The sequence below is a fragment of the Nocardioides iriomotensis genome (genome assembly GCF_004168035.1).
Lineage (GTDB): Bacteria > Actinomycetota > Actinomycetes > Propionibacteriales > Nocardioidaceae > Nocardioides_B > Nocardioides_B iriomotensis.
In genome coordinates this window covers 144,799-164,760 of sequence record NZ_SDPU01000035.1, presented here as the reverse complement: position 1 = coordinate 164,760, position 19,962 = coordinate 144,799, and the positions used below count along the sequence as shown (strand labels likewise).

Sequence of the window (19,962 nt, the reverse complement as noted above, 5' to 3'; positions counted from 1 at the left end):
ACGTGCCGGGGCTCAGGTTCCGGTGAGGTGCTCGGGCCGCACGGGGACCCGGGCGAGCGGCAGCCCGGTCGCGGCGCGGATCGCGGCGACGATGGCCGGCGTCGAGGAGATGGTGGGCGGCTCCCCCACACCGCGCAGGCCGTACGGCGCGTGCGGGTCGGCCAGCTCGAGCACGTCGACCTGCATCGGCGGCATGTCGAGCACCGTCGGGATGAGGTAGTCCGTGAACGACGGGTTGCGCACCAGCCCGTCGACCACCTGGATCTCCTCCATGACCGCAAGGCCGAGCCCCTGCGCGCTGCCGCCGTGGACCTGACCCAGCACCGCACCGGGGTTGAGCGCCCGGCCGACGTCCTGGGCGCAGTCGAGCGCGACGACCTTGACCAGGCCGAGCTCGACGTCGACGTCGACGACCGCCCGGTGCGCGGCGAAGGCGAACTGCACGTGGGCGCTGCCCTGCCCGGTCTCGGGGTCCAGCGTCGTGGTGGGGCGGTGCCGCCACTCGACGGTGCGCTCGACGACCTCCTCGCCCCCGAGCAGGTCCACGACGCTGGCGACCCGGCGTCCGGACAGGTCGACGACGTGGTCGGCGTCCAGCGACAGGGTGGCCGGGTCGGCGCCGGACGCGATCGACGCCCGGGAGACGAGCTCGGCGGCGACCTCGCGGCAGGCCGCCTGCACCGCGCCGCCGGTCACGTAGCTCTGCCGGGACGCCGAGGTGGAGCCGGCCGAGCCGACCCGGGTGTCGGCGGTCTCGACCCGCACGCGCGCGATGCCGAGCTCGGTGCGCGCGATCTGCTCCTGCAGGGTGACGACCCCCTGCCCGACCTCGACGGCGGCGGTGTGCACCGAGGCGACCGGCGCGTCGCCGACGACCTGCACCGTCACCCGGGCCGTCGAGTAGTCGTCGAAGCCCTCGGAGAAGCAGATGTTCTTGATGCCGACGCCGTACCCGACGCCGCGCCGGACGCCCTCGCCGTGGGTGGTGTTGGCGACGCCGCCGGGCAGCGAGCGCAGGTCGGTGCCCGTCGGCGGCGGCAGCGGCATGTCCCGCACCCGGCGGACCAGCTCGGCGACCGGGGCGGCGGAGTCGACCTCCTGGCCGGTCGCCACGTGGTCGCCCTGGGTCAGGCCGTTGAGCACCCGGATCTCGGCCGGGTCGACGCCGACGGCCTCGGCGAGCCGGTCCATCTGCGACTCGTAGCCGAACGCGGCCTGCACCGCCCCGAAGCCGCGCATCGCGCCGCACGGCGGGTTGTTGGTGTAGGCGCCGTGGCAGTCGATCGCCACGTTGGGTACGGCGTACGGCCCGGCGCCCAGCGTGGCCGCGTTGGCGACGACCGCCGGCGTGCTGGAGGCGTACGCGCCGCCGTCGAGCACGATCTCGGCGCGCACGTAGACCAGCCGGCCGGTCTCGTCGGCGCCGTGCTCGTAGCGCATCCAGGCGGGGTGCCGGTGCACGTGGCCGAAGAACGACTCCTCGCGGGAGTAGACCATCTTCACCGCGCGCCCGGTGCGCAGCGCGAGCAGGCACGCGTGCACCTGCATCGAGAGGTCCTCGCGCGCGCCGAACGCGCCGCCGACGCCGGCGAGCGTGATCCGGACCAGCTCTTCGTCGAGGCCGAGCGCGTAGGCGACCTGGCTGCGGTCGACGTGCAGCCACTGGGTTGCGACGTACAGGTCGACGCCGCCGTCCGCCGCCGGGACGGCGAGCCCGCTCTCGGGGCCGAGGAAGGCCTGGTCCTGCATGCCGACCTCGTACTCCCCCGTGACGACGACCGGGGCGGAGGCGGTCGGGTCGCCGCGCCGGATGCGCACGTGCCGCACGGTGTTGCCGCCGGCGTGCAACGGCTCGCACTCGCCCCGGACGGCGGCGCGCGCGTCGGTGACGGGTGGCAGCTCGGCGTAGTCGACCTCGACGAGCGCGGCGGCCCGGCGCGCGGTCTCGGGGTGGTCGGCGGCGACGAGGGCGACCGGCTCGCCCTGGTAGCGCACGCGGTCGTGCGCGAGCACCGGCTGGTCGCGGTGCTCGAGGCCGTAGGCGTTGACCCCCGGCACGTCCTCGTGGGTGAGCACCGCGAAGACGCCGGGGACGGCGAGGGCGGCCTCGGTGCGGATCGCCTCGACCCGGGCATGGGCGTGCGGGCTGCGCAGCGTCGCGCCCCAGAGCATGCCTTCCATCCAGAGGTCTGAGGAGAACGCGAACTCGCCGCGCACCTTGAGGCCGCCGTCGGGCCGGGCGGCGCTCTCGCCGACCCCGCCCCGGGTCCGTGCGCGGGTGCCGGTCGCCGTCATCGCCGGCTCCTCGCCAGCAGCCGGCGGGTCGCCGCGGCGGCCCGGCCGGCCAGCGCGTCCTCGTCGGCGGTCAGCAGCACGTCGTCGGCGACCACCGCGTCGCCACCGACGAGGAGCAGGGCGAGCGGCGGCCGGGAGCCCAGCACCAGGGCCGCCACGGGGTCCTCGCAGCCGGCGTGCCCGAGCCCGTCGACCCGCCACAGCGCGAGGTCCGCGAGCTTGCCGGCCTCGATCGAGCCGATCTCGTCGGCTCGGCCGAGCACGCGTGCCCCGCCGATCGTGCCGAGGGCGAGGGCGTCGCGGGCGGTCATCGCGGCGGGCCCCTCCCGCAGCCGCGCGACCATCACCGCGGCGTGCAGCTCGGTGGCCAGCGAGCTCTCCTCGTTGGAGGCGGAGCCGTCGACGCCCAGGCCGACCGCGACGCCGGCCGCCCGCAGCGCGGCCACCGGCGCGAGGCCGGCGCCGAGCCGGGCGTTGCTGGTCGGGCAGTGCGCGACCGCCGTACCGGCGTCGGCGAAGCGCTTCGCCGCGGCCTCGTCGACGTGCACGCAGTGGGCAAGCCAGACGTCGTCGCCGAGCCAGCCCAGGCTGTCGGCGTACTCCGCCGGGGTGCAGTCGTAGCGCGACCGGCAGAAGGTGTCCTCGTCGACGGTCTCGGCCAGGTGGGTGTGCAGCCGGACGCCGTGGTCGCGGGCCAGCGCGGCCGCCTCGCGCATCAGCCGCTCGGTCACCGAGAACGGCGAGCACGGCGCCACGCCCATCCGCAGCATCGACCCCGGCGTGGGGTCGTGGTGCTCCTGGACCGCGCGCAGGGTGCCGGCCAGCGCCGCCTCGGTGGTCTCCACGACGGAGTCCGGCGGCAGCCCGCCCTGCGACTGGCCGAGGTCCATCGACCCGCGGGTGGGGTGGAACCGCAGCCCGACCTCGCGCGCGGCCAGAACGGTCGCGCCGAGCACGTCGCCGCCGTCGAGCGGGAAGACGTAGTGGTGGTCGGTGGTGCTGGTGCAGCCGGTGCGGGCGAGCCAGCCGAGCCCGGCCGCGGCGGCGGCGCCGACGACGTCCTCGTCGAGGCCCTCCCAGATCGGGTACAGCGTGGTGAGCCAGCCGAACAGGTCGTCCTGCTGGGCGAGCCCGCGGGTCGCCCACTGGTAGAGGTGGTGGTGCGTGTTGACCAGGCCGGGCGTGAGCAGGCAGCCGCGCCCGTCGACCACGGTGTCGGCGCGGTCCACGACGGCCGGGTCGGCGGGACCGGGCCCGACGGCGACGATCCGGTCGCCCTCGACCACGACGTGACCCTCGGCGTGCTCGGTGCCCGCCACGTCGACGGTCGCGACGGCACAGCCCTGGACCACGGTCGTCACCGGTCACCGCCCGCGCGCAGGGCCGCGAGGCGTACGGCCTCGAGGATCTTCTCGTAGCCGGTGCAGCGGCACAGGTTGCCGGCCAGCGCCTCGCGGACGTCGGGGTCGCTGGGCCGGGGGTGCCGCTGCAGCAGGTCGTGGACGGCGACGACGAGACCGGGCGTGCAGAAGCCGCACTGCACCGCGCCGGCGTCGAGGAACGCCTGCTGCACCGGGTGCAGCAGGTCGCCGTCGGCCAGGCCCTCGACGGTCACGACGGTCCGGCCCTCGACCTGCCCGGCCGCGACCAGGCACGCGCAGACCGGGACGCCGTCGAGGTAGACGGTGCAGGAGCCGCACTCGCCCTGCTCGCAGGCGTTCTTGGAGCCGGGCAGGCCGAGCCGCTCGCGCAGGACGTAGAGCAGGCTCTCGCCGGCCCACACGTCGTCGGCCACCCGCTCCTCCCCGTTGACCGTGCAGCGCACCCTCATGACGCGACCTCCGTGCGGTGCTGGTCCCAGGCCCAGGTGGCGGTGCGGGCCGCGAGGACGGCCAGGGCGTGGCGGCGGTAGGCCGCACTGCCGCGGACGTCGTCGATCGGGTCGGCCGCGTCGGCGACGAGCTCCCCGAAGCGTCGTACGGCGGACGGGTCGAGCGGGCCGCGGCCGTCCCAGTCGAGCGCGCCCGCGAGCTGCTCCTCGGCCTGGGGTGCACGCCGGGGTGTCGGGGCGGCAGAGCCGATGCCGGTGCCGACGCGCCGGTCGGCGGGGTGCAGGGAGACGGCGAACGAGGCGACCGCGATGACCATGGCGTTGCGGGTGCCGATCTTGGCGAACTGCTGGGGTGCGCCGGTGACCGGGACGAGCACCGACCGGATCAGCTCGTCGGGCTCGAGGGCGTTGCGCTTGACCCCGACGAAGAAGTCGTCGGCGGCGACCTGCCGGATGCCGCGCACGGACTCGACCTCGACGGTCGCCCCGACGGCCAGCAGCGGCGGATGGGCGTCACCGGCCGGGGACGCCGAGCCGAGGTTGCCGGCGACGGTGCCGCGGTTGCGGATCTGCGGCGACCCGACCGTGCGCGAGGCCATCGCGAGCCCCGGCGCGAGGTCGGCCAGGTCCGACTCGACCTGCGCGTAGGTGACGCCGGCACCGATCCGCAGCACACCGTCGTCCACCGACCAGGTCGCCGTCTCCGGTACGCGGGTGAGGTCGAGCAGCCCCTCGGGCCGGCGGCGGTCGAAGTTGATGTCGACCATGACGTCGGTGCCGCCGGCGATCGGCAGCAGGTCGGGGCGCTCCGCCCGGGCGGTCAGCGCCTCCGCCCACGTCGCGGGCTGCACCAGGTCCATCGGCTGCACGTCCTCACCAGGCCCCGTCGTCCGCGTCGGCGCCGTCGGCGAGCACCGTGCCCTCGATCAGGCCGTACGGCCGGTCGTCGACGTGGAACACTTCGCCGGGGTTCTCCAGGCCGAAGGGAGCGAGGTCGACGAGGATGTGGTGCCGGTTGGGCAGCCGGAGCCGGACCTCGGCGACCCCGTGGCAGGTGGACACGACGCGGGCGCCCATGGCGTAGAGCGTGTGCTGGAGCGAGCGGCTGTAGGTGTCGGCGAAGGCCGTGGTCAGCGCGGACCGGACGGCGTCGTACGACGCCCGCCAGTCGGCCTGCGGGGCGGTGTGCCGCCACCGCGCGTCGACCGAGGTGCACAGGATCCGGTCGTCGGTCTCGGGCAGCGTCGTCCACCGGTCGGTGGCGAAGCCACGGAACTCCGAGGCGGTCGAGCTCAGCAGCACCAGGTCGCGCAGCCCGGAGCGGACCTCGATCCGGTCACCGTCGTACCGCACGGTCGCGGTCCGGGTCTCCCGCCCGGACCGGGCGAAGGAATGGTCGGCGAGCCGTTCCCAGGCGTGCTCCTCGACGGTCACGGTGGCGCGCCGGACCGCGACCTGGGTGGCGACGAAGTGGCGGGCGAGCAGCGCCGCGAAGTCCTCGATCTCCGCCACGCCGTGCTCGCGGGCGAACGCGTAGGCGGTGTTCTTCTGGGTGTCGGTCGGCAGCACGGGGCTGTTGTCTCCGTCGACGTGCACGCGGTCCATGTCGCCGGCGAGCGCGACCGACACGGTGAGGTCGTGCAGGACGTGCCGGGCGTGGTCGCGGTCGACCTTCATCAGCCGGATCTCGGCCTTGCCGTACTGGTTGGGACCCATGCGTGCCTGCATCAGGACCCCCGGTACGTCGAGTAGGCGAACGGGCTGAGCAGCAGCGGGACGTGGTGGTGGGCGTCGGGGTCGGTGACCTCGAAGACCACGACCACCTCGGGGTAGAACGTCTTGGCGCCCTGGCCCGCGAACCAGGCGCCGGTGTCGAACACCAGCCGGTGCTCCCCCGGGCCGGTCGCCGCAGGGTGGTCCCAGACGGAGATCCGGCCGTCCTCGTCGGTGACGGCCTCGGACACCTGCTCCCAGCGCTCGCCGTGCAGCCGCTCCCAGCGGACCCGGACCCCGTGGGCGGGCCGGCCGTGGACCGCGTCGAGGACGTGGCTGGACAGGCTCATGCCGGCCCCCTGGCGGTCGAGCCGTCCCGGGTGGTCGAGCCTGTCGAGACCACCTTCTCCAGCCGCAGCCGGACGATGTCGGCGAGCTCGCGTCGTACGACGTCGAGCTCGGTGTCGTCGTCGTGGTGCAGCCGCTCCTCGAGCGCGGCCAGCATCTCCTGTGCGGACCGGCCGGCCGCGCGGATCAGGAAGACGCGGCCGAACCGCTGCTCGTAGCGCCGGTTGGCCTCGGCGAGCCGGGTCTGCACGTCGGTGTCGACGGCGAGCGCACCGGCCTGCTCGGTGCGCGACCACCGGTCCTCGGTCGAGCTGCCGGACCTGCGCTCGCCGATGCGGGCGTGCGCGGCCAGCGCCTCGTCGACACCGGCCGCGTCGAGCCCGAGGACGACCTCGTCGGAGAGCGCGAGGGCGGCGTCGACGGAGGGGAACGGCCGCGCGGACGTCATCGTGCGCAGCCAGGTGTCCGCGGCGCAGCAGGCACGGAGCTGCTCGTCGCTCGGCTGCACGACCTGCGCCATTCCCCCTCCCTTCTCCGGACTTCCTACCACTCCCGGCCCCTCTCGGCCGGAGATTCAGCGGCTCAGCTCCCCGAGCACGCGGAACCTGGCCAGCCCGCCGTCCGGGTACACGTCGAGCCGCACGTGGTCGACCGTCGTGCCGGCGGCGCGGGGGTCGACGGCGAAGACGTGCCGGGTGTCCGGCTGCAGCCGGGTGCGCGGCAGCAGGGTGATCCAGGGACCGTCGTCGCCACCGGTGGGCGCGCCCGTGCGGCCGCGGACCAGCACCTCGCCCGGGGCGTTGCCGACGAAGCGGGAGGCGTCCAGCACCAGGCGCCGGACGGTGCCGGGCCCGGCCAGCCGGACCGTGACGTGGTCGTTGCCGCCGTCGCGGCGCCGGGCGTTCTCCCAGCCCTCGCCCGTGGTGCGCGCGCGGCCGGGCAGGAGCAGGTTGCGCGCGGAGGCGTAGAACGCGTCGGAGCAGTCGACGACGTCGCCGCCGTTCTCCAGCGCGGCGAGGTCGACCGTGCCGGTCAGCAGCGCCGGGTCGGGCACCGGCCGGCCGTGCACGCGCAGCCGCGCGACGCCGCCGTCGGGGTGCAGGGTCAGCCGGACGTGCGTGCACGCGGGAGATCCGTCGACCGCGAACGGGTTGCGGGCGTCGCCGCGGACGTCGCTGACCGGCACGAGGGGCTTCCAGGGCGCGTCGAGCAGCTCGTCGACCGATGGGTAGCCGGGCAGGTCGACGCCGTCCACGCCGACCCGGGGCGGGTAGTTGCCGGCGAACCACGCCGTGTCGACCACGACGCCGGCGACCTCGGACCGGACCCCGAGCCGGATCACGGCCGTGTCGTGGCCGGGCGTGCGCCGCCGCCGCGTCTCCCAGCCGTCGTACACCTTGCCGCGGGGGCCGAAGGCCTGTGGGTCGTGCTCCGGCGGACCGGGGTTCACCAGGTTGTCGGCCGACGCGAACAGCTCGTCGTCGGCGTGCACGACGCCGCCCCCGAGCGTGCGCGACGCGACGTCGGGCAGATCGGTGAAGTCCGGGCCATCCTGGGTCATGGTGTCCCTCCCCGTCGGAGCAGGCGGCCGCGCGGCGGTGCCTCGAGGTCGACCGGCCGGCCGGCGAGCCAGGTCTGCCGGACGACCCCGGCGAGCGTCCGTCCGGCGTACGGCGTCACCGGGTGGCGGTGCTGGAGCTCGTGCGGGTCGACGACGAACGTCTCCTCCGGCGCCAGCACGCACAGGTCGGCGTCGGCGCCCTCGGCGATCCGGCCCTTGCGCCCGAGCCCGGCGCGGTCGGCCGGCGCGGTGGCCATCCAGCGCGCCACGTCGGCGAGGGTGAGGTCCCGCTGCCGGGCGCCGGTCCAGGTCACGGCGAGTCCGAGCTGGAGCGAGCTGATCCCGCCCCAGGCGTCGGCGAGCCCGCCCGGCCCGGTCGCCTTGAGCTCGGCGGGGCAGGGTGAGTGGTCGGAGACGACCAGCCCGAGCGTGCCGTCGCGCAGCCCGTCCCAGAGGCCGTCGCGGTTGGTGGCGTCGCGCAGCGGCGGGCAGCACTTGAAGGCGCCGTCGCCGGCCGGTGCGTCCGCGGCGGTCAGGGCCAGGTAGTGCGGGCAGGTCTCGGCGGTCACGGGGACCCCGGCGTCGTGGGCGGACCGGACGACCGGCAGCGCCGCCGCGGCGGCCAGGTGGACCACGTGCATCCGGCACCCGGTCGCCCGCGACGCGGCGACCACCGCGCGGACGGCCTCCACCTCAGCGACCGGTGGCCGGCTCGCCGCGAACCAGGCGTAGTCGTCGCCGGCCGGAGCCGGCAGGACCGCGTCGGGGTCCTCGGCGTGCACGAGCAGGAGGCCGCCGAACGACGCGACGGTCTCGGCGGCGCGGCGGAGCCCGGCCTCGTCGAGCGCGGGGAACTCCTCCACGCCGGAGTCGACCAGGAAGGCCTTGAACCCCAGCACGCCCGCGTCCCACAGCGACCGGAGGTGGGCCGTGTTGCCCGGCACCGCGCCGCCCCAGAACGCGACGTCGACGTAGCAGCGGCCGTGCGCGGCGTCCCGCTTGGCGGCGAGGGCCTCCGGGTCGACGGTCGGCGGGACGCTGTTGAGCGGCATGTCGACGAGGGTGGTCACACCTCCGGCCGCGGCCGCGCGGGTGGCGTGGGCGAACCCCTCCCAGTCCGTGCGGCCGGGGTCGTTGCAGTGCACGTGGGTGTCGACCAGGCCGGGCAGCAGCACCGCGTCGTCGTCGAGCCGCACCGTCTCCGCGGCGGCGACGGTGGCGCCGAACCGCTCGACACCGACGACCCGGCCGTCGCGGACCACGACCACGCACGCGTCCTCGCGGCCGTCGACGACCGCGCGTGGCGCCTCGATGACGAGGTCGTAGGTGGTGGCCACGCGTCAGCCGAGGGTGGCCTTGTAGGCGCGCCAGCCGCCGTGCTCGGTGATCTCGCGGTGCCGCCCGCGCTCCTCCGGACGCAGGACCATGCAGAGCGCGGCGCGGCCGTCCGCCAGCTCGACCGCCCCGAGCTCGAGCTCGGCCGGCTCGTGCGGGAGGAAGGAGTCGCGCAGCACCTCCAGCGGTACGTCGTACAGCTCACCGCGGACGACGCTGCCGCCGTCCCCGACGGGCACGAGGCCGGGGAACTGGTCGCGCACCGAGAAGAACCGGTAGCGCGGCGCGGTCTCCACCTCGCCGACGAACGGGTGGTCGGCGATCGTGTGGTGCACCGCTCCCCCGCGCATGCCCTCCCCGTTCGTCATCAGCAGCACCATGCCCGGCAGCGTAGGCCGTCCGGGCCGTTCAGCGCCGGGGTTCGACCGCCTCGGACTTGTGCGACTCCGGGCTGCGTCCCACCGCGTTCCGCAGCGTCACGGTGAACTTGTAGGACTCGCCGGGCCGGAGGTGCTCGACGCGCACGTGCTCGACACCGGGCTCGACGGACACGGAGCGCACCTTGTCACCCGACTGGTAGACGCGGATCCGCTGAGCGGTGATCGGCGAGCCGCCGTCCGCCGTGACGTTCCACTCGACGCGGGCCGACCGCTCCTTCGCCTGCGCGTCCACCGAGCGGGCCCGGTCGGGCACCGTCGCGACGGCCGGCGCCGGCGGCGGGGGCGGGGGCGGCGGCGGCAGCGCGGCGGGGTACTGGTCCACGAAGAGCAACCGGTTCGGCGTGCTCGCGGGCACGCCGATGAGGACGTCGGGGGTGGCGTCGGCGACCAGCTTCTCGGCGACCTGCGCGGGGGTCAGGGCCGGCTGCCGCGAGAGCAGGACCGCGGCGGCGCCGGCCACGTGCGGGGACGCCATGGACGTGCCGGAGATCGTCATGGTGGCGTCGGGCGCGGTCGGCCAGGCGGACGTGATGTCCACGCCCGGCGCGTACAGGTCGACGCACGTCCCGCTGTTGGAGAACGCAGCGTGCTGGTCCGCGATGTTGCTCGCGGCGACGGTGATCGCCAGGGGCTCGCGCGCCGGGGACACCAGGCAGGCGTCGCTGGCGGAGTTGCCGGCGGCCACGGCCACGGTCACGCCGTCCGCGACGAGGGCCTGGATCGCGGCGTCGAGAGAGCTGTCGGCCGCGCCTCCGAGGCTCAGGTTGGCCACCGCCGGGACGCCCGGCTGGTGCTGCCCGACCGCCCAGTTGATCCCGTTGATGACCTGGAACAGCGTGCCGCTGCCGGTGCAGTCGAGCACGCGCACCGGGATGACGCTGGCGGCGCCCTTCGCCACGCCGTACGTCGCACCGGCGACGGTGCCGGCCACGTGCGTCCCGTGCCCGTTGCAATCCGTGTTGCCCGCCCCGGTGTCGACCGACGAGTACCCGGCGGCGACCCGTCCCTGCAGGTCGTTGTGAGCGCCCGTACCGGTGTCGATGATGTAGGCCTCGACCGTGCTCACCGGATCAGGCGTGGTGAAGCTGGCCGAGAGCGGCAGTGCCCGCTGGTCGACGCGGTCGATGCCCCAGGTCGGCTGGGTCTGGGTGCCCGCGATGGAGATCCGCCGGTTGGGCGACACCGACACCACCTCGGGCGAGCGCGACAGGACGCGTGCCTCGGCGCGGTCCAGGGTGACCAGCGCGACGTCGACGGCGCGCGTCACGGTGGCCTCGACCTCGACGCCGTCCGCGCGCAGCGACCGCCCCACGGCTCGCATGTTCGTGCCCGGCCGGTAGCGGACCACGTACTGGTGTGCGGCGGGACCGGACGAGTCCCGCGCGGCTCCGGCGCGCTGACCGCCGGCGGCCGACGGCGCCGTACCGCCCCACGCCACGGCAGCGGCGACCAGTGCCGCGGTCGTGGTCGTGGTCAGGTACGTCGCGCGCCGGGCCTTCGGCGGACGCGACCGGCCGGTCTCGGACAGGGGGGTGGAGTGCGGCAGCCTGGTCATGCGGCGACGGTAAAAAGAACGCGTCCGGCGACGCCTCCACCAGAAGGCCTACTCTGCCTGGTTGTCGGCGCACCGCTTGTCCGTGATGCACAGGTCTGCGAGGGATACGCGGCCGCACGACGTCGCGGCCACGTCGTTAGGATCGCCCGGCACGGGGCGGTAGCTCAGTCGGTCAGAGCAGAGGACTCATAATCCTTGGGTCGTGGGTTCGAGCCCCACCCGCCCTACCAGGTGTTCGCGCAGGTCTGGCCGCATGCTGGTTTTCGAGCGTGAACGGCAGGACGTCCGGACGTGCGGCCTCGTGCGATGGAGGGAGTCCACGATGACCGACAACCTCCCGCGGTCACGCGGAGGTCGTTGAAGTCACCTTCGATCCCGCGCGGCTCTCGTATCGAGGACTGCTGGAGGTGTTCTTCCAGGTTCACCGACCCGACCTCGATGAAGGCGTCGTCAGCTCCATCCACCGCTCCGAGATCTTCTACATGAGCGCGGACCAGCGGAGAGTGGCCGAGGAAATGATCCTCGACGTCGACGCGTCGGGCCACTGGCCAGGCAAGACCGTGACCAAGATCAGCCCACGAGGTGTGTTCGTGGAGGACGGGCTGGAACGCCAGAACTACCTGCAGAGCTTCCCGAACGTCTTCAAACCCCCGTTCCCTCGGCAGGACGACAGGGCCGCTGTCAGTACGGCATAGCGTGTCGGCGCAGTGTGCGGTCGTGCCGATGAGTGTGCCCCCCGAACCGCGTCGCCCTTGTCTGTCGGTGGCCGTAGTGGACGACTCATCGGCTCTCTGGCCTCTCGTCGTCTGAGGGTGCCGTCTTGATCCGCCTCAGCATGAGACGCCAGGCAACGAGACCCACGGCGAGGAGCAACACGGCTGCGGCGACAAAGATGCCGATGCCCGTGTCAGCACGGTCCTCACACTCAGGGCGGGTGTTGTCAGGAGAGAACCGCCCGCAGTCGACTGTGCGTACCGAGGCGGCAGTCGACTCCATGACGAACAACCCGTTCATGGCCTCCCTCACGCCGAGCGACAGCATCGTGCCTGAATACCCCGTTCGTCGCCGCTCAGTCCCTTGTCTCCTGTCGCACCAGGTCGTGGCTAGGTCGCTCGGCCGGGAGTCCCGCGGTGCTTGCCATCCGGTTCGCCGAGCGCGACGCCGAGCTCATTCAGCAGTTGCTGCTTGCGTCCGGGATCGGCGAAGGATGCCTCGATCGAGTTGCGAGCCAGCGTCACGAGGTCTGCACCCGTGAGATGGCCGGCTCGGGTGAGGGCGTCGAGGTTGTCGTCGACGTAGCCACCGAAGTACGCCGGGTCGTCGGAGTTGACGGTCACCTTGATCCCTCGCTCCAGCATGGTTGACAACGGGTGTGAGGCAATGTCGTCAACTACTCTGAGGCTCACGTTCGACAGAGGGCACACGGTCAGCGGCACCTGGTCCTCAACGAGGCGCCGGACGAGCCGTTCGTCATCGAGGCAGCGCACGCCGTGGTCGATCCGCTCGACGCCCAACACGTCGAGCGCCTCCCAGATGTAGCTGGGTGGACCTTCTTCACCAGCGTGGGCCACGCGGTGCAGACCCTCGGCGCGAGCCCGTTGGAACACCTTGGCGAATTTCGACGGAGGGTGCCCTACCTCGGCGGAGTCGAGACCCACGCCGATGAACGCTGCGTCCAGGGCCAGGACAGCGTTGAGGGTCGCCATCGCCGACTCTTCGCTCTCATCCCGCAGGAACGCCACGATCAGCCCGGTGCTCAGCCCATGAGTCCGGAGCGACTCGGAGAGGGCGCTGGCGACTCCCGCCATGACTTCGGGCAGGGGGACCCCTCGGGCAGTGTGTGCCTGCGGGTTGAGGAAGACCTCAGCGTGCCGCAGCCCCGCCGCAGCCGCGCGGTCCAGATAGGCCGTCGTCATGTCGGCGAAGTCTTCGGCGGTCCGCAGGACGTCGATGTTGGTGTAGCACAGGTCCAGGAACGACTGCAGGTCGGTGAAGGCATAGCGTGCCCGCAGCTGGTCGATGCTTGAGTACGGCAGCGCGATCTTGTTCCGTTCCGCGATCGCGAAGATCGTCTCGGGTTCGAGGGTGCCTTCGAGGTGCAGGTGGAGCTCGGCGGCCGGCAGCATGGAGGTGTGCATATCACCTCCGCGCCCGTTCGATACCCCGACTCCATGAATTACCAGCGTCGTCGGCGCGCGGATGCCGAAGGCAGGAGGGTCGGCAACCGGTGCTGGTTGCCGGTGCCCCAGGCCGAGAGCCAGACCGCGGCCACCCCGATCGCCATCCCGCCGAAGACGTCCACCACGTAGTGCCAGCCCAGGTAGACCGTGGCCAGGATGTTGAGGACCAGGAAGAGCGCCAGGCCCCACCGGACGAAGACCGGGCGGAGGTCGATCATCCTGGCGATCAGCCAAGCGGTGACCATGACGGACACGTGCAACGACGCGAACGCCGCGATGGTCTGCAGAGCGTCGGTCCCGAAGGGGTCGGCGAGCATGTCGGCCCGGTCGGTGAGCCAGCTCCGGGCGATGTGGGTGACCATCGTGTCCGGCAGGTCCGCGAACAGCTCGGGACGGGCGTAGATGGGCCCGGTCGAGGGGACGAGGTAGTAAACCGCCACCCCCAGCACCCAGTTGACCGCCACCGCGCTGACGTACCAGCAGGCGATGTCGAGGTTGCTCGTCCAGAACAGGGCGATGAGCAGCGACAGGGTGAGGAACAGGATCCACGCGACGTAGGTGAGGGACATCAGGTGGGCGGCGAGCCCGGTGCCCAGCAGGTCGTGCAGCACGGTGGCCGGGTCGTGTCCGAAGGCCAGCATCCGGTCCAGACGCAGCAGGTGGTCGTCCATCATGTCCGGACGCACGAAGGGGACGTAGCTCTTCAGGTTCCGGAAACCGACGTAGGCGACGTACCAGCTGCCCATGCCGATCAGGACCAGCCGCACCCGCCGTACCTGCCACCGCTCGCGCACGACCGCCGCAAGGCGGGATCGCCACCCGACCGGACCGCCGCCCCGGAGACAGCGCACGACGACGTCGAGGAGGAAGCAGGTGAGGGCGATGAGGGGAAGCCGGACGTAGGACGGTCCCACGATCGAGTCATCCGGGTCCCGGACCGGAAGATGCTGGATCCTGGCGACCAGCAGCGCGGCGCCGAACAGGCCGATGGCGAGCACGACCTGCAGACCGTACGCGCGGTACCACCGGCGATCCTCGCGGCCCGTCGTCGGCGCGGCGCTGGTGAGTAGGGCTGGCACACCCCGATGGTGCCAGCCCTCACCCGACGCGGTCGCCGCACTCGCCGGAGCGGTGCCGGTCGCAGGAGACTCAGGCGGTCGTTGCCGCGGCCCTCTCACCCGTGTGCTCGGTGCGTTCGGGCAGCAGCAGCACGGCTCCGACGAAGAAGCAGACCGCGCCGATCAGGGTCTGCACCGCGGCTTCCTGGGCGTTGTGGACCTGACCGGAGACCGGGTTGACGTAGGCGCCGACCGCGGAGACGCCGAAGGCGACCGACCCGACCAGGTTGGCCAGCGTGATCCACCAGGCCCAGTCCTTCGGGCGCCAGGCGGCCCAGCCGTGGCACACCTCGAACCAGGCCAGGCCGCTCGAGACCAGGAAGCAGACCGAGCCGAGGGCATCGGGGCGCCACACGTGGTCGTGGGCGGCATGCGGGGACAGGCTGGCGGCGAGGGCGGTTCCCGTGCTCACGTTGAAGAACAGGGTGCCGATGAGCTGCACGCCGCTGGCCCACCAGTCGATGCGCTGCGGCTGGTAGACGAGGACCCGCCGGTCGGCGGGGTTCATCGCGGGTGGCGCGGCGTCGACAGCCTCCCGGTAGGTCAGGAACCCGGCCGAGGTGAAGAACAGGGACCCGACGAAGAACGTGACGTTGTCCCAGCGGGTCCCGACCGCGTCGGCGTAGACCGAAGTCGCACCGACGGCGAACAGCAAGGACCCGACCGCGAACAGGACGGCGATCCACCAGCCCCGAGCCCGGGGCGCCCACCAGGTGGAGCCGGCGGCCTCCTCCGTCAGGTGCTTGCGGTGCCGGCGCGACTCCCAGCGGACCACCGTCCCGTCCGGGCGCACGTGTTCGACGTAGGTCACCGACACCTCCAAGCGCCCCCAGGGTTCGGCCCCCGGAACCGACGGCGCCTCCCCCGCATCGGATGAGATGGCCGGCAGCGCCCGGTCGGAGCGACTCCCGCGGGGACGAACGTCCTCACGTCTCGGCCCCTCGGCCTCTGCCGCGGCTCCCCCGATCGCCGTCGACTGAGGGTGGAGGTGTTCGCCATGAGCAACCGCACGCGCACGATGCTCTGGTCCGGCTGGGTGATCCTCGGATTCCTGCTGCTCCCGATCGGGAGCGGCCCGTGGTACTTCGTGGCCGTGGCGGCCAGTGGGCTCGCGCTCTCGCTGGTCCCCGGCGCCCTGCCCTCGTCCCGTCGGCTGGCCGACCCGCAGGACCTGTTCGTCATCGCCGGCCTGTTCGTCGCGGTCGTGGCGCTCAACCGAGCCGCGTTCGTCGGCTTCACCCAGGACCACGTCCTCGGGCTCTTCCTGTGCTTCGCCGGCGCGCTGCTGCTGGGCGTCGCCGGGCCGGTCTACTACACCGTGTGGGTGCGGCACCGGACGCTCGCCGACCTGGGCGTGCGCCGCGACAACCTGCGCGCCGCCGTACCGTTCGCGCTGGGCTTCGCGGGCGTGCAGTTCGGCCTCACGCTGTGGGGCTACGACCTGCCGGCCCCGGTCGACTGGGTCCCGCTGCTGGCGATGTCACTCGTGATCGGCGTCTTCGAGTCGGTCTTCTTCCGCGGGTTCATCCAGACCAGGCTGGAGGAGCAGCTCGGCCCGGTCGTCGGGATCGCGGTCGCGGCGGCCCTGTACGGCGCCTACCACGTCGGGTTCGAGATGACCGGGACGGACCTGCTCTTCCTCACCGGCCTCGGCCTGGTCTACGCGGTCGCGTTCGCCATCGTCCGGAACCTCGTCGTCCTCTGGCCCCTCCTGACCCCGCTCGGCTCCTTCTACGCCAACCTGCAAGGAGGGGACATCGAGCTTCCGTGGGCCTCGATCGCCGGCTTCGCCGACGTCCTGGGACTGATGGTCCTGGTCGGCTGGCTCGCACTGCGTCACCAGCGCAGGGCCGGGTCCGCTCAGGCCCGCGTCAGCCACTCGCTGTAGAAGATCCCGAGACCGGCGATCGAGCAGAGCCCGGCGATGATCCAGAAGCGGATGGTCACCGTCACCTCCTGCCACCCCAGCTGCTCGAAGTGGTGGTGGAGCGGCGCGATGAGGAAGAGCCGCCTGCCGGTGCCGCTCACGCGTCGCGTGACCTTGAACCAGGACACCTGGAGCATGACGGACATCGTGACGGCGACGAAGAGCCCGCCGAGCACGATCAGCAGCAGCTCGGTCCTGGTCATGAGGGCGAACCCCGCCATCGCCGCGCCGAGTGCCAGCGAGCCGGTGTCGCCCATGATGATCCGGGCCGGTGGCGCGTTCCACCACAGGAACCCGACGCAGGCGCCGGCGATGGCGGCCGACATGGTCGCCAGGTCCAGCGGTGCCCCGCCCTGGTAGCAGGCGGCGAGGCCGGCTGCCGACCCGCTGCAGAGATGGTCGTTCTGCCAGATGCCGATGACGGTGTACCCGGCGAAGACGAAGGTGGCGGAGCCGGCGAGGAGACCGTCCTGGCCGTCCGTCAGGTTCGTGGCGTTGCTCGTGCCGGTCACCATCAGCCAGATGATCCCGACGAGCAGGATCCACGGCAGTGCGGGCCCGACGTCGCGAACGAAGGAGAGCCGGTCGGACACCGGCGACGTGTCACCGTCGCTCGCGGAACCCCGCAGCGCCGGTACGGCGAACGCCAAGGCGACGACCGCCTGGCCCACGACCTTGGCCCGGCTTCTCAGTCCCAGGCTGCGCTGATTGCGGATCTTGAGGTAGTCGTCGAGAAACCCCACCCCCGCCATCCCCACGAGGAGGAGCAGCAGCAGCAGCGCCGACGCGGACGGGGCCTCTCGCGTGAGCAGCTTGGCGGCGGCGTACCCCAGGAGGACCGACAGCACGATGGCGCATCCGCCCATCGTCGGCGTCCCCCTCTTGACGAGGTGGGTGGTCGGCCCGTCCACCCGGACCTCCTGCCCGAGGCCCCAGATCGCGAACTGGCGCACCGCGAGCCGCGTGAGGAGGAGCGACAGGACGAGTGAGATCGCCCCGCCGAGCAGCACCGCCCTCATGCCGCAGCCGACCGGGCGCGCTCCCGCGTGCGGATGCCCGTCCCGCAGCCGGGAACGACATCGACCGTCGTGTGCCCGAGCACGGTGGCCCGCGTGGCGCCACCACCCATCGACGACCTCCGAGCGTGAGCCTGATCGGCAGAGCGGATCTTCGGGGAGCGCACGCTAGCAGAACGAAGCGAGCGGTCCCGCTCAGCGCGCGGTGCTCTCGGCGCGGAGCTTGAGGCCGGCCGCCTCCATGGCGAGGTACCGCTCCGTGAGCCTCCGGTACAGCCGCCCCACGACCCCGCCGAGCGCACCACTCATCACGACGGCGAGCTCGACGCGGGTGCCGCCGTCGGGCAACGGCGTGCACGCGTGGTGCGCCGACACCCTGCTGCCGGGCTGCCGCTGCTCCCAGGTGAAGCTGCTTCCCGGCTCGAGCGCGGTCACGGTGTACTCGCCGGTGGGGATCCGCGGCTGGGAGACCTGCACGCGCGACCCGACGGCGAGCGGGCCGGTGTCGAGCAGCCGCACGCTGCTCACCGAGTCCGTCCACTCCGGCCACCGCTCGACGTCGACGAGCACCTCCCACACCCGGTCCACCGGGGCGGCCACGTCGACGCTGGTGCCCTGCTCCACGTCGCCCGTCACCCCCGGGACGCGACCGGGGAACGGCGCTTCCAGACCAGGTCCGCCCCGATGCTGAGCGCGAGGATCACCACGAGGGCCGCCGCGGTAGACGGTTCCTCGACGAGGGTCGTGAGCACGAAGGTGGTCAGCACCACCAGGTTCGTGGCGATCCCGAGGCCGAGGACCCAGGCCTTGGCTCCCGTCTCGGCACGCACACGGAGGTGTCCGACCGACACGAGGGCGAACACCACCAGTGCGACGGCGCTGCCGATCGAGGCGATCGCGTTCAGGTCGAAACCGGCGGCCAGCAGGATGGCGATCACGGCCGTCACCACCAGACCCATCGGGGCACGGCCGCCGAGGCGGGCTCCCAGCCCGGGCGGGAATTGGCCGATCCTGGCCAGCTGCTCGCACAGCCCGGCGGCCGGGTAGAGCCCCGAGTTGGTGGCCCCTGCCGTGGCGAACAACGCCGTGACGGTCATCAGCCCGAATCCGACCGAGCCCAGCACCGGCTCCGCGGCGACGGCCAGGGCGGTGCCGCCCGACGAGATCACCTCCTCGACGGTGAGCACCCCGAACACGCCCAGCGCGACGGCCACGTAGATGACGGTCGCGATCCCCAGCGCCAGGAACACCGCGCGAGGGAGCTGCCGTGCCGGATCGGCCAGGTCCTTGGCCGTGAAGGTGATGACACCGAAGCCCAGGAACGCGAAGAACGTCAGCGCCACGCTGGCGACGATGTCGCTGAACGACGGATAGACCGCCGGCGACAGGTGACCCTGCTCGATGTTGAACAGCGTCGTGATCGCGAACAGGGTCAAGATGCCGATGACCACGACGACGACGACCGTCTGCGCCCTCGCCACGGCCTGGGAGCCGACGACGTTGAGCCCAGCCATCGCCACGATCAGCAGCACCGCGAACACCTTCACTCCGGCCGTGCCCGCGTCCGTCGCGGCGCTCGCGTAGCTGCCGAACGAGACGGCCACCATGCCAGTGATGATCGCGTTGACGGCCAGCACCAGCCACCCGATCACGCCCGTGAAGTGACCGTTCCCCCAGCCGCGGACGACGTACTCCAGGAGCCCGCCTGCCGACGGGTAGCGCGCACCCATCTTCGCGAACGAGTAACCCTGCAAGGCGGCGATCCCGCCCGCGATCAGGAACGACACCCACACAGCAGCACCGGCCACCTCCCCCGCGGCGCCGAGGAGGGAGAAGATCCCCGCCCCCACCATCGACCCCACGCCGATGAACGCCGCCTGACGGGTCGACAGGCGCACGGAGGGGGTCTCGTGCTCGGTCGCCATGCCGACACCCTGTCCACTGGTCACGGCGCCGCGGTATCGCCCGCTTCGGGGGAACCTGTGTCTGCCGGTCCACGGCAACGCGCACTGCACAAATCGTTTCCCGATCCGGAGCGGGTCCGCGAGACTCTCGCCCGTGACTCCCGAACCCGATGCCGTCCCGACCCGCCACCGCCTCCGCGCCGCACGCGTGCTGCGCGTCGAGGAGGACCGATGCCAGGTCTGGAACCGCGGTGAGGTCAGCTGGGTCGGGTTCGCCCCGATGTTCCCGACCCCGCGCGTCGAGCGCGTGTCCCCGGGGCACCTCGTCGCCGTCGGCTCCGGCCCGAACGGCCAGGAAGCCGTCGTGTGGCGGTGGTTCGACGCGGTCGTGCTGGGCACAGACCCGGACGGCCTGGTCCGGTTGTGGGAACCGGCGCGCGGCCAGGTCCTCGCGCACCCGCGTGCGTCGTACGTCGCGCAGGAGCCGGGGTCGCGCGCCTACGCGTCCGCCGGCCTTCCGGGCGCGGACTGGTGGGTCGCCGGCAGCGCCGACGTGCCCGAGGACGTCGTCGACGTCGAGCTGGACGACGTGCACGCCCTCTACGCCGGCAACGACCTGTGGCCGCAGGTGTTCCCACCGGCCTGAAGGAGACTGACGGCAGCCCGCACGGGTACCGGTCGCGACAGATCCTTTGGACGACGTCAGGAACCCACCCGGGTACGACGCTGGGGGGAGGCG

General features: G+C 72.9%; 20 protein-coding genes, 1 tRNA gene and 1 pseudogene. 4 read left to right on the top strand and 18 right to left on the bottom strand.

Translation table 11 applies throughout. The annotated features are described in order from the left end of the window. Positions 1-12: 12 nt before the first annotated feature. Genes pucD through ETU37_RS23365 form a run of 11 tightly spaced genes read right to left on the bottom strand, consistent with a single transcriptional unit; the run spans position 13 to position 11,078 of the window. The gene (pucD, locus tag ETU37_RS20565) at positions 13-2,295 is read right to left on the bottom strand and encodes a xanthine dehydrogenase subunit D (RefSeq protein ID WP_129989221.1); all 2,283 of its coding nucleotides are present in this window, start codon (positions 2,293-2,295) and stop codon (positions 13-15) included. Further along, complete coding sequence (locus ETU37_RS20560; protein ID WP_129989220.1) at positions 2,292-3,656, bottom strand: 8-oxoguanine deaminase; 1,365 nt, start codon at positions 3,654-3,656, stop codon at positions 2,292-2,294. The genes pucD and ETU37_RS20560 overlap by 4 nt, the downstream gene beginning before the upstream one ends. Beyond that, positions 3,653-4,126 carry a (2Fe-2S)-binding protein gene (locus ETU37_RS20555; RefSeq protein WP_129989219.1) on the bottom strand — a complete coding sequence of 158 codons (474 nt, stop codon included), beginning with the start codon at positions 4,124-4,126 and terminating at the stop codon, positions 3,653-3,655. The genes ETU37_RS20560 and ETU37_RS20555 overlap by 4 nt, the downstream gene beginning before the upstream one ends. After that, on the bottom strand, positions 4,123-4,986 hold the full coding sequence (locus tag ETU37_RS20550; protein WP_129989218.1) for an FAD binding domain-containing protein: 864 nt from the start codon (positions 4,984-4,986) through the stop codon (positions 4,123-4,125). Before ETU37_RS20550 ends, ETU37_RS20555 begins: the two co-directional genes overlap by 4 nt. 13 nt (positions 4,987-4,999) lie before the next feature. Then, positions 5,000-5,842: a factor-independent urate hydroxylase gene (pucL, locus tag ETU37_RS20545; RefSeq protein WP_240755859.1), complete on the bottom strand. Its 843-nt coding sequence runs from the start codon at positions 5,840-5,842 to the stop codon at positions 5,000-5,002. 11 nt (positions 5,843-5,853) lie between these two features. Continuing rightward, a complete protein-coding gene (gene uraH / locus ETU37_RS20540; RefSeq protein WP_129989216.1) occupies positions 5,854-6,189 on the bottom strand; it encodes a hydroxyisourate hydrolase in 336 nt (111 codons plus the stop codon). After that, entirely contained in the window at positions 6,186-6,707 is a 522-nt protein-coding gene (gene uraD, locus ETU37_RS20535; protein WP_129989215.1) for a 2-oxo-4-hydroxy-4-carboxy-5-ureidoimidazoline decarboxylase, read from the bottom strand. The genes uraH and uraD overlap by 4 nt, the downstream gene beginning before the upstream one ends. A gap of 54 nt (positions 6,708-6,761) precedes the next feature. Next, complete coding sequence (alc, locus tag ETU37_RS20530; protein ID WP_129989214.1) at positions 6,762-7,748, bottom strand: allantoicase; 987 nt, start codon at positions 7,746-7,748, stop codon at positions 6,762-6,764. Next, on the bottom strand, positions 7,745-9,085 hold the full coding sequence (allB, locus tag ETU37_RS20525; RefSeq protein WP_129989213.1) for an allantoinase AllB: 1,341 nt from the start codon (positions 9,083-9,085) through the stop codon (positions 7,745-7,747). Before allB ends, alc begins: the two co-directional genes overlap by 4 nt. A gap of 3 nt (positions 9,086-9,088) precedes the next feature. Next, positions 9,089-9,463, bottom strand: coding sequence for an allophanate hydrolase-related protein (locus ETU37_RS20520; protein WP_129989212.1), 375 nt, complete (start codon positions 9,461-9,463; stop codon positions 9,089-9,091). A gap of 28 nt (positions 9,464-9,491) precedes the next feature. Next, positions 9,492-11,078: a S8 family serine peptidase gene (locus ETU37_RS23365; protein WP_165372621.1), complete on the bottom strand. Its 1,587-nt coding sequence runs from the start codon at positions 11,076-11,078 to the stop codon at positions 9,492-9,494. A gap of 153 nt (positions 11,079-11,231) precedes the next feature. Between ETU37_RS23365 and ETU37_RS20510 the strand changes: the two genes are divergently transcribed. Both ETU37_RS20510 and ETU37_RS20505 read left to right on the top strand, forming a co-directional pair. Then, a tRNA-Ile gene (locus ETU37_RS20510) sits at positions 11,232-11,308 on the top strand. 117 nt (positions 11,309-11,425) lie between these two features. Then, positions 11,426-11,773 (top strand): annotated as a pseudogene (locus tag ETU37_RS20505) (peptide-methionine (S)-S-oxide reductase); the annotation flags it as partial. 85 nt (positions 11,774-11,858) lie between these two features. Here ETU37_RS20505 and ETU37_RS20500 read toward each other — a convergent pair. The 4 genes from ETU37_RS20500 to ETU37_RS20485 all read right to left on the bottom strand — a co-directional run bounded on the left by ETU37_RS20500 (position 11,859) and on the right by ETU37_RS20485 (position 15,187). After that, on the bottom strand, positions 11,859-12,119 hold the full coding sequence (locus tag ETU37_RS20500; RefSeq protein ID WP_129989210.1) for a hypothetical protein: 261 nt from the start codon (positions 12,117-12,119) through the stop codon (positions 11,859-11,861). A 62-nt stretch (positions 12,120-12,181) separates the two neighbouring features. After that, positions 12,182-13,204, bottom strand: coding sequence for an adenosine deaminase (locus tag ETU37_RS20495; protein ID WP_129989209.1), 1,023 nt, complete (start codon positions 13,202-13,204; stop codon positions 12,182-12,184). A gap of 50 nt (positions 13,205-13,254) precedes the next feature. After that, positions 13,255-14,337, bottom strand: a complete 1,083-nt coding sequence (locus tag ETU37_RS20490; protein ID WP_129989208.1) for a phosphatase PAP2 family protein — start codon at positions 14,335-14,337, stop codon at positions 13,255-13,257. Positions 14,338-14,407: 70 nt separating this feature from the next. Continuing rightward, the gene (locus tag ETU37_RS20485; protein ID WP_206054088.1) at positions 14,408-15,187 is read right to left on the bottom strand and encodes a hypothetical protein; all 780 of its coding nucleotides are present in this window, start codon (positions 15,185-15,187) and stop codon (positions 14,408-14,410) included. A gap of 186 nt (positions 15,188-15,373) precedes the next feature. Here ETU37_RS20485 and ETU37_RS20480 point away from each other — a divergent pair, with 186 nt between their 5' ends. Beyond that, the gene (locus ETU37_RS20480; protein ID WP_129989207.1) at positions 15,374-16,264 is read left to right on the top strand and encodes a CPBP family intramembrane glutamic endopeptidase; all 891 of its coding nucleotides are present in this window, start codon (positions 15,374-15,376) and stop codon (positions 16,262-16,264) included. Here the strand turns inward: ETU37_RS20480 and mraY are convergent. The 3 genes from mraY to ETU37_RS20465 all read right to left on the bottom strand — a co-directional run bounded on the left by mraY (position 16,237) and on the right by ETU37_RS20465 (position 19,244). Then, the gene (mraY, locus tag ETU37_RS20475; protein ID WP_129989206.1) at positions 16,237-17,322 is read right to left on the bottom strand and encodes a phospho-N-acetylmuramoyl-pentapeptide-transferase; all 1,086 of its coding nucleotides are present in this window, start codon (positions 17,320-17,322) and stop codon (positions 16,237-16,239) included. The genes ETU37_RS20480 and mraY overlap by 28 nt on opposite strands. 192 nt (positions 17,323-17,514) lie before the next feature. Next, complete coding sequence (locus ETU37_RS20470; RefSeq protein WP_206054087.1) at positions 17,515-17,955, bottom strand: SRPBCC family protein; 441 nt, start codon at positions 17,953-17,955, stop codon at positions 17,515-17,517. Then, complete coding sequence (locus ETU37_RS20465; RefSeq protein WP_129989205.1) at positions 17,952-19,244, bottom strand: APC family permease; 1,293 nt, start codon at positions 19,242-19,244, stop codon at positions 17,952-17,954. Before ETU37_RS20465 ends, ETU37_RS20470 begins: the two co-directional genes overlap by 4 nt. Positions 19,245-19,377: 133 nt before the next feature. Between ETU37_RS20465 and ETU37_RS20460 the strand changes: the two genes are divergently transcribed. Beyond that, entirely contained in the window at positions 19,378-19,869 is a 492-nt protein-coding gene (locus ETU37_RS20460) for a hypothetical protein (RefSeq protein ID WP_129989204.1), read from the top strand. The last annotated feature ends 93 nt before the right edge of the window (positions 19,870-19,962 follow it).

Excerpts from the sequence above, each read along its gene's own strand:
- pucD (WP_129989221.1), bottom strand. The coding sequence starts at position 2,295 with ATGACGGCGACCGGCACCCGCGCACGGACCCGGGGCGGGGTCGGCGAG.
- ETU37_RS20555 (WP_129989219.1), bottom strand. The coding sequence starts at position 4,126 with ATGAGGGTGCGCTGCACGGTCAACGGGGAGGAGCGGGTGGCCGACGAC.
- ETU37_RS20550 (WP_129989218.1), bottom strand. The coding sequence starts at position 4,986 with ATGGACCTGGTGCAGCCCGCGACGTGGGCGGAGGCGCTGACCGCCCGG.
- pucL (WP_240755859.1), bottom strand. The coding sequence starts at position 5,842 with ATGGGTCCCAACCAGTACGGCAAGGCCGAGATCCGGCTGATGAAGGTC.
- uraH (WP_129989216.1), bottom strand. The coding sequence starts at position 6,189 with ATGAGCCTGTCCAGCCACGTCCTCGACGCGGTCCACGGCCGGCCCGCC.
- uraD (WP_129989215.1), bottom strand. The coding sequence starts at position 6,707 with ATGGCGCAGGTCGTGCAGCCGAGCGACGAGCAGCTCCGTGCCTGCTGC.
- alc (WP_129989214.1), bottom strand. The coding sequence starts at position 7,748 with ATGACCCAGGATGGCCCGGACTTCACCGATCTGCCCGACGTCGCGTCG.
- ETU37_RS20520 (WP_129989212.1), bottom strand. The coding sequence starts at position 9,463 with ATGGTGCTGCTGATGACGAACGGGGAGGGCATGCGCGGGGGAGCGGTG.
- ETU37_RS23365 (WP_165372621.1), bottom strand. The coding sequence starts at position 11,078 with ATGACCAGGCTGCCGCACTCCACCCCCCTGTCCGAGACCGGCCGGTCG.
- ETU37_RS20500 (WP_129989210.1), bottom strand. The coding sequence starts at position 12,119 with ATGCTGTCGCTCGGCGTGAGGGAGGCCATGAACGGGTTGTTCGTCATG.
- ETU37_RS20495 (WP_129989209.1), bottom strand. The coding sequence starts at position 13,204 with ATGCTGCCGGCCGCCGAGCTCCACCTGCACCTCGAAGGCACCCTCGAA.
- ETU37_RS20480 (WP_129989207.1), top strand. The coding sequence starts at position 15,374 with ATGAGCAACCGCACGCGCACGATGCTCTGGTCCGGCTGGGTGATCCTC.
- mraY (WP_129989206.1), bottom strand. The coding sequence starts at position 17,322 with ATGAGGGCGGTGCTGCTCGGCGGGGCGATCTCACTCGTCCTGTCGCTC.
- ETU37_RS20465 (WP_129989205.1), bottom strand. The coding sequence starts at position 19,244 with ATGGCGACCGAGCACGAGACCCCCTCCGTGCGCCTGTCGACCCGTCAG.